The 12,375-nt window shown below is 56.8% G+C and carries 11 protein-coding genes; 4 read left to right on the top strand and 7 right to left on the bottom strand.

The genetic code is table 11. The features are described 5' to 3' along the window. Positions 1-5 precede the first annotated feature (5 nt). Positions 6-1,112 (bottom strand): ABC transporter substrate-binding protein, encoded by a 1,107-nt coding sequence (locus N7922_RS19515; protein ID WP_263100961.1) that lies wholly within the window; start codon positions 1,110-1,112, stop codon positions 6-8. 588 nt (positions 1,113-1,700) lie between these two features. Here N7922_RS19515 and dgcN point away from each other — a divergent pair. The 4 genes from dgcN (at position 1,701) to N7922_RS19495 (ending at position 5,701) form a co-directional block, all read left to right on the top strand. Then, positions 1,701-2,702, top strand: coding sequence for an N-acetyltransferase DgcN (gene dgcN, locus N7922_RS19510; RefSeq protein WP_263097865.1), 1,002 nt, complete (start codon positions 1,701-1,703; stop codon positions 2,700-2,702). Then, positions 2,702-3,679 carry an N-acetyl-D-Glu racemase DgcA gene (gene dgcA / locus N7922_RS19505; protein WP_263097864.1) on the top strand — a complete coding sequence of 326 codons (978 nt, stop codon included), beginning with the start codon at positions 2,702-2,704 and terminating at the stop codon, positions 3,677-3,679. The genes dgcN and dgcA overlap by 1 nt, the downstream gene beginning before the upstream one ends. A 23-nt stretch (positions 3,680-3,702) precedes the next feature. Further along, positions 3,703-4,548, top strand: a complete 846-nt coding sequence (locus tag N7922_RS19500) for a D-amino-acid transaminase (RefSeq protein WP_263097863.1) — start codon at positions 3,703-3,705, stop codon at positions 4,546-4,548. A gap of 124 nt (positions 4,549-4,672) precedes the next feature. Continuing rightward, positions 4,673-5,701, top strand: coding sequence for a LacI family DNA-binding transcriptional regulator (locus N7922_RS19495; RefSeq protein ID WP_263097862.1), 1,029 nt, complete (start codon positions 4,673-4,675; stop codon positions 5,699-5,701). 71 nt (positions 5,702-5,772) lie between these two features. Here the strand turns inward: N7922_RS19495 and N7922_RS19490 are convergent, their stop codons facing one another. From N7922_RS19490 to N7922_RS19465, 6 genes are all read right to left on the bottom strand, one after another. Beyond that, positions 5,773-6,537: an HpcH/HpaI aldolase family protein gene (locus N7922_RS19490; protein ID WP_263097861.1), complete on the bottom strand. Its 765-nt coding sequence runs from the start codon at positions 6,535-6,537 to the stop codon at positions 5,773-5,775. A 46-nt stretch (positions 6,538-6,583) separates the two neighbouring features. Next, a complete protein-coding gene (locus N7922_RS19485; RefSeq protein WP_263097860.1) occupies positions 6,584-7,366 on the bottom strand; it encodes a 2-keto-4-pentenoate hydratase in 783 nt (260 codons plus the stop codon). 27 nt (positions 7,367-7,393) lie between these two features. Continuing rightward, positions 7,394-8,353, bottom strand: a complete 960-nt coding sequence (locus N7922_RS19480) for a D-2-hydroxyacid dehydrogenase (RefSeq protein WP_263097859.1) — start codon at positions 8,351-8,353, stop codon at positions 7,394-7,396. A 73-nt stretch (positions 8,354-8,426) separates the two neighbouring features. After that, positions 8,427-9,737, bottom strand: coding sequence for a tricarballylate/proton symporter TcuC (tcuC, locus tag N7922_RS19475; RefSeq protein ID WP_263097858.1), 1,311 nt, complete (start codon positions 9,735-9,737; stop codon positions 8,427-8,429). A gap of 143 nt (positions 9,738-9,880) precedes the next feature. Further along, positions 9,881-11,152 carry a phosphopyruvate hydratase gene (gene eno, locus N7922_RS19470; protein WP_263097857.1) on the bottom strand — a complete coding sequence of 424 codons (1,272 nt, stop codon included), beginning with the start codon at positions 11,150-11,152 and terminating at the stop codon, positions 9,881-9,883. Next, entirely contained in the window at positions 11,149-12,177 is a 1,029-nt protein-coding gene (locus N7922_RS19465; RefSeq protein WP_263097856.1) for a phosphotransferase family protein, read from the bottom strand. The genes eno and N7922_RS19465 overlap by 4 nt, the downstream gene beginning before the upstream one ends. Positions 12,178-12,375 lie beyond the last annotated feature (198 nt).

Raw genomic sequence — 12,375 nt, 5'->3', positions numbered from 1 at the left:
CTGCGTTAGGGATTAACCACGGTCTTAAAGGCGAGCTGGCCATCTTTCACTTCGTTGATCACCGCGCTGCGCACCGCGTCGCCATCTTTCAGCGTCAGTACGCCGGTCACGCCCTGGAAGTCTTTGGTGGCGCGGATTTTTTCGTTAACGCACACGCGGTCGCGCGGATCATTACACTGGTTCATGGCGTTGACGATCACGTTATAGGCGTCGGCTGCCATCGCGCCCCAGGTGTGGGTCGGAGAGTTAAATTTCGCTTCCCACGCTTTGATAAACGCTTCGCCGGAAGGCGTCTGCTCTTTGGCGTTTGGCGAGTAGTAATCGGTGGTCATATAGCCGTTAACCGCGTCTTTACCGACGTCAAAGAACACCGGATCCGCTGCCAGCCCATCGCCACCGACCACCGGTTTATCCAGGCCGAGTTGTTTGGCCTGAACGGCAATCAATGCGCCTTCGGTGTAGTAGATAGGCATGTAGATCATGTCGACGTTTTTGGCTTTCACGCTGGAGAGTTGCGCTTTGAAGTCTTTACTGCCCGACGGCGCCTGTACTTCGATTGGAATGGTGCCGCCGTTTTTCAGGAACTGCGTGCGGAAGGCTTTTGCCAGGCCGACGGAGTAGTCGTTGCTGCTGTCAAACACGATGGCGGCCGTTTTGGCGTTCAGATCGCGGGACGCAAGGTTCGCGCCGACCACGCCCTGGAAGCTGTCGGAGAAGCAAACGCGGCTGACATACGGGTGGTTACGGGTGACGCGGTCGTTAGTGGCGGTAGAGGAGACCAGCGGCGTTTTGGTGTCATCGGCGATTTTGACCATCGCCAGGGTGTTGGAGGAGGTGACTTCGCCAATGACGGCGTCGACTTTATCACTGGAAACCAGGCGCTGCATGGCGTTAGCGGCTTCCACCTTGTCGCTCTTGTCGTCGATCACCACCAGTTTGATGGTATCGCCGTTTTTCAGCGTCGGCGTAATGCCCTGGATCAGCTCCAGACCTTTTTGCGACGGCTGGCCGTAACCGCTCAGTGCACCGCTAAGTGGCAGCACCACGCCGATTTTCACTTCCGCCGCCAGCGCGCTGTGTGCGCCCACCAGGCCAGAGACCAGCACTGCCATTAAAGAGACTTTCCCACAAAAACTCTTCATTGTTACCTCACCGTCCGTCAGTTGATTGTTTATGTTTAACCATCAATTACTGCGTAACACTGATGAATACCGATGCGCCTGGAGAAATAGTCAATAACGCATAATGTTTTTGATTTATGGCGCTAAATTACGAAGGGTTTTACTGTCAATAACGAAATCAACCTTACATCCATTAATTAGATTTTTCTCATCCATTCTTCTTATAGATTTAACGGGCGCAATAGCACCGTTTTGGCGCGCTAAAATAGTGCGTATGCGCTTTGTTGGTGCGCGAATACCATCATTGTGAGAGGGATCAAAATAATTATCTGGCGTTATGAAGGCGATGCGTGGATTTAAGAAAGAAAATATTTTTTGCGGATTTTAATAAACGCATCGACAGAATAAAAAACCAGATAATCGCAATTAATATGGTAAATAACGCCTGTTATTACCGCTATTGACAATAATAAAACCCTTGTTATTTTGTATTAGCAGTCAGCTTATTACCTGTTTTTTTCGGAAATGTTATTTCTGCGTTAATTATTTTGTTCAGCCTTATTCTGAGGACGGTAAATAATGAATATTCAAAAGCCCTATCTGCTTTTTCTTGGTGATGCGCACGATCAACTGGCGGCGAAAGTTGCCGATGGGATTAAACAATGGCACCCGGAATATTGCGTGGGCCAATACCGGATGGCGGAATGCCATGCAGATTGTCATGTCCCGGATATGGATATTAACGCAGCGGTAAAAGCCGGTGCGAAAACGCTGGTCGTGGGCGTTGCTAACCGTGGCGGCGTTATTTCTCCGGCCTGGGTCTCTATTCTCAGCCAGGCGCTGGAAAGCGGTCTGGACCTGGCGGCCGGGCTGCATAATAAGCTGGCTGATGTCCCGGAATTAAAAGCGCTGGCCGATCGCCTCGGGCGCTCACTGTTCGATGTGCGCCATCCGACTCAGCACTATCCGGTTGCCAGCGGGCGCAAACGCAGCGGTAAGCGACTGCTGCCGGTGGGAACGGACTGCTCCTGCGGCAAGATGTATACCGCGCTGGCCATTGAAAAAGCGATCCTGGCGCGCGGCGGTAAAGCGACCTTTCGTGCTACCGGGCAGACCGGCATTCTGATCAGCGGTAGCGGGGTCAGCATCGATGCGGTGGTCTCCGATTTTGTCTCTGGCGCAGTGGAAACGCTGTCGCCGGATAACGATGCCGACCACTGGGATATCATCGAAGGTCAGGGGTCACTGTTTCACCCGTCATTCGCGGGAGTGACCACCGGGCTTATCCACGGTGCGCAGCCGGATGCGCTGGTGCTGTGTCATGAACCGACCCGCACGCATATGCGCGGTGTCGATTACCCGATTCCCGACCTCAGTGATTGCATGGCGTTAAGCCTGAAAATGGCGCAGCTGACCAATCCGCATGCCCGGTTTGTGGGCGTTTCCGTCAATACCGCCGCGCTGGACGAGGCGCAAGCCTGTGCGTTAATGGACGCGCTGCAACAACGCCTCAGTCTGCCGGTGGTCGATCCGTTCCGCCAGGGCGTTGGGGCGATCGTTGATGCGCTGGCGGCGCTGTAATGGAACTCTTGGTTGCACATGAACGCTGGCCACTGCGCCAGGCGTTCACCATTGCCCGCGGCAGTCGCACCGTTGCGGATGTGGTGGCGGTGGCCTTAACGGTTAATGGCGTTACCGGGCGTGGGGAGTGTCTGCCGTATGCCCGTTACGGCGAGTCGGTCGAGAGCGTAATAGCGCAGATTGAGCAGATGCGTGCGGCGCTGGCAAACGGCATGACCCGCGACGCGTTGCAGCTTGCGCTCCCGGCGGGGGCGGCGCGAAATGCGCTGGACTGCGCCTTCTGGGATCTGGAGTGTAAACGCAGTGGGCAGACCATCTGGCAACGCACTGCCAGCCAGCCGCCGCGTCATTTGCAGACTGCGTATACCCTGTCGCTGGATACGCCAGAAAAGATGCAGCAAGCGGCGCGGGAAAACGCCTGGCGCCCCCTGCTGAAGCTGAAACTGGCCGATAATCAGGATGGCGCGCGCGTTGCGGCGGTACGTGAAGGCGCGCCGCATGCGCGGCTGATTGTCGATGCCAACGAAGGGTGGGATGAACATCTCTACCTGCAACAGGCCACTGCCCTTGGCAAGCTTGGCGTCACGCTGATTGAGCAGCCGCTCCCGGCGGGTAAAGACGCGGTGCTGGCGCAACTGCCGCACCCGGTTCCGCTGTGCGCCGATGAGTCCTGCCACGATGTGGCCTCGCTGGCGCGCATTGCTGGCTGCTATGAGATGATCAACATCAAGCTCGACAAGAGCGGCGGGTTAACCGAAGCGCTGCGCGTAAAGGCGGAAGCCGGGCGGCTGGGGTTACAGGTGATGGTGGGCTGTATGGTGGCGACCTCGCTGTCGATGGCGCCTGCGGTGGTGGTGGCGCAAGGCGCGAGCGTTGTCGATCTCGACGGTCCTTTGCTGTTGGCGAAAGACCGCGAACATGGGCTGCATTATGAAGGCAGCGAACTTTTTCCCCCGACGCCAGCCCTGTGGGGCTGACGCCGTAAATCAAGGAGAGGGTGATGTCACGCACGGTATATGTGAACGGCGAGTTTCTGCCGGAAGAGGCGGCGAAAATATCGGTTTTCGATCGCGGGTTTTTATTTGCCGACGCGGTGTATGAAGTCACGGCGGTGGTTAACGGGAAGCTGGTCGATTTTAACGGCCACTATGCGCGGCTGGTGCGCTCCTGCGCCGAGCTGGGTTTAACGCTGCAACTGGATGAACGCGCTCTGCGTGACATTCACCAGCGGCTGATTGTGGACAATGCGCTACAGGAAGGGGGCATCTACCTGCAACTGACGCGCGGTAATGGCGGCGATCGTGATTTTCACTATCCGCCTGCTGACACGCCCCCCACGCTGGTGTTGTTTACGCAGGCGCGTGCGGTGGTGGATCATCCCGCCGCCAGTAAGGGGATTCGCGTGGTGACCTGCCCGGATATTCGCTGGCAGCGGCGGGATATTAAAACCGTGCAGTTGCTTGCGCCCTGCATGGCGAAAGCCTTTGCCGAAGCGCAAGGCGCGGATGACGCCTTCCTGGTGGAAAATGGCTATATCACCGAGGGCAGCTCCTGTAACTGCTATATCGTACAGGCGGACAACACCGTGGTAACCCGCCCGCTCAGCAACAGCATTCTGCACGGGATTACCCGTAAAGCGCTGGTGCGCCTGGCAGAGGAGCACGGCGTGACGATCGAGGAGCGGTTGTTCACCCCGGAGGAGGCGCGCAATGCCCGTGAGGTGTTTATCAGCTCGGCGACGACCTTTGTCTGGCCGGTGATCGCGGTTGACGGGCAGACCATCGGTGACGGGAAACCCGGACCTGTCACCTTGTTGCTGCGGAAGATCTATTTGCAGATGCTCTGAGCAATCCCCGTCACATACATTGCCACCCGCGTCTTTTTCCTCGCTCTCTGCGGTTATAAAGAGGGCGAGATTCATATCAATGGCTGATATTCTTAAGGCAAAAGGACGATATGAAGGTAACGCGGTGACAATCAAAAAATTGGCTGCCATTCTGGGCTTATCGCACACCACGGTTTCCCGTGCGTTAAACGATCATCCTGCGATCAGCCAGGCGACAAAAAACAGCGTATTACAGGCCGCCAGGGAGTATGGCTATATTCCCAACAGCGCCGCCCGGGCATTGCGTAATGCCAGTACCGGCGCATTTGGTTTAGTCATTCCTGATATCCAAAACGATTTTTTTATTACTATCACCAATGCCATTGCCCACCAGGCAGCGGAGCAGGGCTGGCAAATGATGCTGGCGATCACCGGCGATAAACCGGAGATGGAGCACACCGTGCTGCGCCGCTTAATGACGGCGCGGGTGGACGGTATTATTTTCGCCCCGACGGCCAGCCCGCTGGACGAGAGCCGAGAGCTGCTGTTGCGCACGAATGCCGTTCAGCTATTACGCCGACACGACAGTTTACCCGCACCGGTGATTGCCATTGATGATCGTTATGGCATTCACCTTGCGGTACAGCATCTGCGCGGGTTGGGGCACTCGCGCATTGGCTACATTGGCTCATCGCTGGCATTAAGCACCGGCGTGGAACGTTTGCAGGGGTTCCTGCAAGGGTTCAGCGCTGAGGAGCAGGCCGCACTTGAGGATGTCATCGCAATGGGGCCGCCACAGGCGGCGTTTGGCGGCGAGGCATTTGCACGCATTATGGGATCGGCCAACCCGCCGAGCGCACTGGTGCTCGGTAGCCCGCGCTATGCGATGAGCATTCTGCTGGCGGCGAAAGCGCAGAACATTCGCATTCCTGACGATCTGTCGCTGGTGGCGTACGGCGATGTGTCGTGGGGGAGCTTGCTGGACGTGAAGCTGACCACCATTACGCTACCGGAAACGGAGATTGCCAGTGCCTGCGTGGCGATCATTCGCCAGTGGATGAGCGCGGAAACGCCGGTGACGCCGGAGGCGTTTTATGCCGCCACGCAGAGCCACATTTTTACGCCGCAACTGGTTCCGGGCGGCTCAACCACCGCTTTCAGGCCACGGCGTTAAACGTAAAAAAACCGGATGCAAGCCAGGCTGACATCCGGAATGAAACGCCAATATAAAGTGCTTCGAGGAAACTATCTGAACGTCGCCAGCAGCTTTTCCGCGCCTTTTAGCAGCAGCCCTTGATCGGAGCCAATCGCCACTATTTTAAAGCCCGCATCAATGTAGCGGCGGGTTTGCGCATCATCGGTACACAGAATACCTGCCACTTTGCCTGCCGCCTGTATCCGTCTGCCGGTCTCTTCAATCACGCGGATCACCTCCGGGTGCATAGGTTGGCCGATATAGCCCAGACTGGCGGCCAGATCGCCGGGGCCAATAAAGAAGGCGTCCACCCCTTCAATAGCCGCCATCGCTTCAATATTTTCCAGCGCCTGCCGGGTTTCCGGCATCACGATCAGACAGATCTCCGCATCGCAGGCGGTGGCGTAATTTTTGATCCGCCCAAAGCCGGACGCGCGCGGCGCGCCGCAGTAACCGCGCACGCCATGCGGCGGATAACGCACGGCGGAGACCAGCGCTTGCGCCTGTTCGGCGGTATCGACCTGCGGCACCATCAGCGTGTTCACCCCGGCATCCAGGTAGCGCTTGATCAGTGACGCATCGTGGTTGGGGATGCGCACAATGGGCTGCGACGGGCCTCCGGCGGCACACGCCTGTAATTGCGCATAGATTTCCATAAATTCGCTGGGGCCGTGTTCCGCGTCGAGTCCGATAAAGTCGTAACCGCAGCCGGAAAGGATTTCGCTGGTGATCGCGCTGCCCAGTTGCGTCCACAGTCCCAGTTGCAACTGACCCTGACGGATGGCCTGTTTGAACAAATTTTTTCTGAGTTCCATAACGGCTCCTTAACCGTGCGTGAGGGGACGTTTCCTGCGTTGTCATTTACCGGGCAAAACGTGCGGAGATCGCGCCAATACCGCTGAGTTCGGCCGTGAAAACATCGCCGGGTTTGGCGGAAATCGCCGGTCCCATCGCGCCGGTAATGACAAATTCACCGGCCCGCAGGGGGTTACCCGCGCGCACCATCTCATCCGCCAGCCAGACCATGGCATGCAGCGGGTGACCCAGGCAGTTGGTCGCCAGCCCTTCCGATACCACCTCATCGCCGCGTTTGGTGGTCATTACGCAGCGGGTAATATCACACGCGTTCAGGTACACCGGTTTGGTGCCGAGCACCACCAGGCTTGCGGAAGTGTTGTCAGCGACGAAATCGCAGGCGTTAACATTCCAGTCGATCATCCGGCTGTCGACGATCTCAAAGGCCGCCAGCAGGTAGTCGCAGGCATCAATAATGTCGAGCACGGTATGCTGGCTGTGGGTGAGATCTTTTTTCAGCACCACGGCGATTTCCGTCTCTACGCGCTGATCGCTCAGTGCGCGTTGGGTGATCTCCGCACCGTCGGTCAGTACCATATCGGCATAGAGAGTGCCGTGGCACGCTTGCGAAATGCCGAACTGTTGCTGCACGGCTTTGTTGGTCAGCGCCAGCTTCCGTCCGACCCGGCGGCGACCCTGCGCCTGCCATTGTTTATCGTTATAGTCCTGCACCTTATAGGCGGTGGCGAGGTTTTCATCGTCGACGAGACTGCGTATCGGTTCACGAGCAACGCCGCTTTCATAAGCCTGGCGCAGAAGATCGCCGGCTGTTCTGATGCTGTTTTCCACGCGGACAACTCCTTGTGTGGGTTAACATTACATATCGACCCGGTTTTGCGTCTTGCCGTGACAAAACGCGGCGACGTTCTCTACCGTTGTCGACAGGATACGACCGCGCGCTTCAACCGACGCCCAGGCGATATGCGGGGTGATCAGGCAGTTTTTCGCCGTCAGCAGCGGGTTCTCCGGCTGGGCGGGCTCGCGGGAGAGCACGTCGACCGCCGCCCCGGCAATCCGCCCCTCGTTGAGTGCGGCGGCAAGATCCGCTTCATTGACCAAATCGCCGCGCGAGGCGTTGAGCAGCAGGGCGGTTTTCTTCATCTTTTGCAGCGCCTGGCGATTGATCATGCCTTTGGTTTCCGGCGTCAGCGGGCAGTGCAGGCTGATCACATCCGCTTCGGCATACACGGTGTCGAGGTCGACATAGCGCAGGTTGTCGCTTTCCGGCAGGGTTTTTTGCCCCTGCGAACAGGCCAGTACGTTCATGCCGAGCGCTTGCGCCACCGCGCCGAAGGCCTGACCGATGCGGCCATAACCAATAATGCCGACATTTTTCCCGGCCACTTCGATCATCGGTTGTAGCCAGTAGCACCATGTGTTGCGCGTGCTCCAGCCGCCCGCATGGACATCGGTATCGTGTTCGCCAACGCGGTTGCACAATTCGAGCATCAACGCGGTGGTAAATTGCGCCACCGTGGCGGTGCCGTAGGTGGGAACGTTGGAGACCACGATCCCCCGCGCTTTTGCTGCGGCGATATCCACCACGTTATAGCCGGTGGCCGTCACGCCAATAAACTTCAGGTTTGGACACTGGCGGAACACGTTATCGTTCAGCACCACTTTATTGGTGATCGCGACATCGGCATCACCAAGCCGTTCGGCGACCTGCTCCGCAGGGGTGTCGTCGTAAACGGCAACGGTCCCCAGTTGTTCCAGCTTCTCCCAGGACAGATCGCCGGGGTTAAGCACACCGCCATCTAACACAACAATTTTCATACGTTACCCATTTGGTTTTTTACTCGGCAGTACATCAACCTAGCCGATGCGCTGCCGGGTGGTAAGCACTTTTTTAATGCAATTCCATGGTCTGGTTGCGGGCGGTTTTTTTGTGATCGAGCGTCAGGACCGCGATCAAACTGAGCACGGCGTTAAAGCCCAGCCACACGCCCACCATCGCATTACTGTTAAAGGTATGGTTGAGCCAGGTGCAAATTGCCGGTGTCAGTCCGCCGAGCACCGCCGCCGCCACCGCCTGGGCGAAGGAGTAACCGGCCGTGCGGGCATGGGCCGGAACCAGTTCCACCATCGCTGCCACCTGCACCGAGCTATAGCAGGCGTACATAAAAGAGAACCACAGTTCAAACACCACAAATTTGAACACTGTCGGATCGGCCGCCAGCCATGAGAGCAGCGGCCAGGCCGAAATGGCCCCGACCAGCGTGACGACAATCAGCATGGTTCTTCGGTTGACGCGGTCGGCGATCATGGCGGTAATCGGCAGCCAGAACAGGATCGACAAGCCGACAAAAAACAGGGTGATAAAGCCGACGTGTTCGCCGAGATTCAGGCTCTTGATAAAGGTCGGCGCATAGGTGGTCACGGTCTGGGCGGTGACGGTAGCCATGGCGACCATCCCCATGCAGGTGACAATCACCCGCCAGCCGGTGATCAGGCTGGTGCAGATCTCTTTGACGGACGGCGTGGTTTTCTTCTTCGCAAAGACCTCGGTTTCTTGCAGATTGCTACGCAGCCAGAACATCAGCGGGATCACCGCACAGCCGATTAGCAGCGGAACGCGCCAGCCCCAGTCATGCAAATCTTTGGTCTCCAGGGTGTAGAGCATGACAAGGCCAATCAGCGAGGCGGCCATCACCGCAAACTGCTGTGAACCGACCTGCCAGCAGGTGTAAAACGCGCGGCGGTTTGGCGGGGAAATCTCCGCCAGATAAACCACCACGCCACCCAGTTCAGCACCTGCGGAGAAGCCCTGTAACAAACGGCCAAAAATAACAATGATGGGCGCGGCAATACCAATCGCGGAATAGGTTGGCGTCAGAGCAATACACAAAATACCGATCGACATTAACGTCAGCGCCATAATTAACCCTTTGCGGCGTCCGTGACGGTCGGTATACGCGCCTAAGATAATTGCGCCAAAGGGGCGGGCGAAAAAGCCTAATGCAAAGGTCATTAAGGTGAGCATTAATGACACATATTCATTATCGGACGGGAAATAGGCCTGCGAAATATAACGGGCATAATAGCCGTACACCATAAAGTCATATATTTCGAGCGCGTTGCCTGCGCCCACCTGGACGATGGGCTTTACCTGAATTTTCTTTCTGGCGGCAGGCAATGCCTCGCTGCTGTACTCGGTCATTTGAATCTCCTTCAATGTATTTGGACAATTTGGAAAAACTCATACAACCAGAACAGACATTGCAAAGACTCGGTTCAGCAGGGTGTAGGGCCTGAAGAGGTAACGCCTGTTCACATCATCAGAATATTAAAAAGGTCAGCGTGTTATTGATGGTTAAGCGCGTTTACGCCAAAGAATCCCAGCGGATGCGAATCTTCCAGTCGTATTGCTTCATTCCATTTCGCCGTGCGTTCGGAACGGGCCATTGAGCCGACTTTTAATTGCCCGGCGTTCAGACCCAGCGCCAGGTGCACAATCAGGTGATCTTCGGTTTCACCGGAACGCGCGGAAACAATCGTGCCGTAGCCCGCCTTTTTCGCTTCGCTAAACGCCTGGCGTAACTCACTGAGGGTGCCCGCCTGGTTGGCTTTTAATAACACCGCGTTACAGGCGCCTTTTTCCGCCGCCGTTATCACCCGTTGCGCATTGGTCACGAAATAGTCGTCGCCGACAATTTGCACCCGTGACCCGGCGGCTTTGGTAAAGGCAATCAGCCCCTGTTCATCATCTTCTGCCAGCGGATCTTCAATGGAGACAATCGGATACCTCTCCAGCCAGCCGAGCAGCAATTCGCACATGCCGTCGGAATCATAGTCGGAGGACTCCAGCGCCAGCCGGTAATGCCCGTTTTTGCCGAATTCGGAGGCGGCGATATCCAGCGCGATGGCCACCTCCTCGCCAGGTACGAAACCCGCGCCTTCGATGGCTTTCACCAGCGTATCCAGCGCTTCTTCATTGCTGGAAAACGCCGGCCACCAGCCGCCTTCATCTGCCACGCCGTTTAACTGCCCGCGCTGTTTCATGATGCGCCCGGCGCTGTGATAGACCTCGGCGGTCATCACCAGCGCCTGCTGGAAAGAGTCTGCGCCGGTGGCGATGACCATCAGATCCTGGATATCAATGCGGCGACCGGCATGCGCGCCGCCGCCAAAAATCTGGATCTGTGGTAGCGGCAGCGCCACCGTTTGATCCCCGGCGAGGTATTTCCACAGCGGCAGACCGGCATCAGCGGCGGCGGTGTTGATTGCCGCCATCGAGCAGGCGACTGCGGCATTACCGCCCAAACGTGAAAACGTTCCGCTGCCATCCAGCTCTGTCAGAATGCGGTCGATCTGTTGCTGATCGTGGATGTCGATACCCGCCAGCGCTGGTGCAATCAGGGTGTGAATATTCCGCAGCGCTTTTTGCACATCTCTGCCCGCCAGTGACGTACCGCCATCGCGCAGTTCAACAGCTTCATGCGTGCCGCAGGACGCGCCTGCCGGGGCCAGACCACGGCCGGTTATGCCGTTTTCAAGGCGGATTTCCACTTCCACCGTTGGCCAGCCGCGTGAATCCCAGATGCGGCGTCCGCGTACGTTTTTAATGCGACTCATAACCCAATCTCCTTTCTCCAGAATGCCTGGATCGCGTGCAGGTGAATAAATGCCTGTTCCAGTAAGGTGCAGCCAGCCCGGCGGACGAACGCCGCATGCTGATCGTTGAGGTACTCCACCGGGGATTTGCCGTCGACCCTGGCGAGCAGTAAGCAGGGCAGCAGCGTTGCCACGCGCATTTCCACGGCGCTGGTCGCTTCCCAGTCCACCCGGCGAAGATAAGCGCGGTATAACGCCTCAAACGCCGCCAGCAGGTGTGTTTGCTGTGCGATGTTGGGCGCAATGACTGTTTTCAGTAAGAAATGATTGAGGCAGAAGGCTAAATCGAATGCCGGATCGCCGTAGCAGGCGCATTCTGCATCCAGGATCACCGGGCCGTCCGGACCGCAGAGAATGTTTTTGGGGCTGATATCGCCATGCACCAGTGCGCGGTGGGTGGTCTGCGTGCGGTTGAGGATCGCGAGAATACGATCGGCATGGCGTGGATGAGCCCGGGCGGTTTCCCCAAGGTAGGGATCCAGACGCAGTGAAAAAAAGTTGTCGTCGTAGGCGAACTGCTTTTCCAGCGCCGTATTATTGGCCGTTTGCTGGTGGATAGTGCCCAACACATCGCCCATGCGGGCGGCAAAATCGACGTCAATATCACCTGCCAGTAAGCGGTTTTTCCAGTTTTCATATTTCCCGGCGGGGAGATAATCCATCACAAAACAGAGGACACTGCGATCCACCCCCTGAATATGCGCGACCGCCTGCGGCGCAATGTCGGCGACGGTGTTCATCCAGTCGATTTCAGCGAAAACCCGCTCCAGCGGCGCATGCCACGCTTTGGCGACTTTCAGCGTTGGCAGCGCCTGTTTCAGGCAAAATTGCCGCTCGCCCGTGCTGATTTTTAAAATCGTCGAGGAGACGCCGCCGGTGAGCGGTGTGACCTGCAACGGATCCTGCGGGGTGATTAACCCCATGTTCTGCAGAACCTCGCGTATTGCATCCTGGTTGAGTGAAAGATCGTTAAAACACGTTGCCATGCGTCACCACACAGTGAATGTTGCTCAGGAATGCAATTAGTAATGCACACGTGTGCATTAAAGATCAATTGGCGGGATTTGTCATTATGATGACGGTTGTCATAAATTTGGTTTTATTTTTTTTAATTAATTGAATTTTAATTAAAAATTAAAATGTGATCGCAATCATATTTATCATAATAAGCCTGTTTTGATGCC

Origin of the sequence: Kosakonia sp. ML.JS2a (assembly GCF_025642095.1) — a bacterium.
GTDB lineage: Bacteria > Pseudomonadota > Gammaproteobacteria > Enterobacterales > Enterobacteriaceae.
Note: the sequence above shows the minus strand (reverse complement) of the source record. Positions and strands in the feature narration are given on the sequence as shown.

Coding starts and splice junctions, on each gene's coding strand:
- N7922_RS19515 (WP_263100961.1), bottom strand. CDS start 1,112: ATGGCAGTGCTGGTCTCTGGCCTGGTGGGCGCACACAGCGCGCTGGCG.
- dgcN (WP_263097865.1), top strand. CDS start 1,701: ATGAATATTCAAAAGCCCTATCTGCTTTTTCTTGGTGATGCGCACGAT.
- dgcA (WP_263097864.1), top strand. CDS start 2,702: ATGGAACTCTTGGTTGCACATGAACGCTGGCCACTGCGCCAGGCGTTC.
- N7922_RS19500 (WP_263097863.1), top strand. CDS start 3,703: ATGTCACGCACGGTATATGTGAACGGCGAGTTTCTGCCGGAAGAGGCG.
- N7922_RS19490 (WP_263097861.1), bottom strand. CDS start 6,537: ATGGAACTCAGAAAAAATTTGTTCAAACAGGCCATCCGTCAGGGTCAG.
- N7922_RS19480 (WP_263097859.1), bottom strand. CDS start 8,353: ATGAAAATTGTTGTGTTAGATGGCGGTGTGCTTAACCCCGGCGATCTG.
- tcuC (WP_263097858.1), bottom strand. CDS start 9,737: ATGACCGAGTACAGCAGCGAGGCATTGCCTGCCGCCAGAAAGAAAATT.
- eno (WP_263097857.1), bottom strand. CDS start 11,152: ATGAGTCGCATTAAAAACGTACGCGGACGCCGCATCTGGGATTCACGC.
- N7922_RS19465 (WP_263097856.1), bottom strand. CDS start 12,177: ATGGCAACGTGTTTTAACGATCTTTCACTCAACCAGGATGCAATACGC.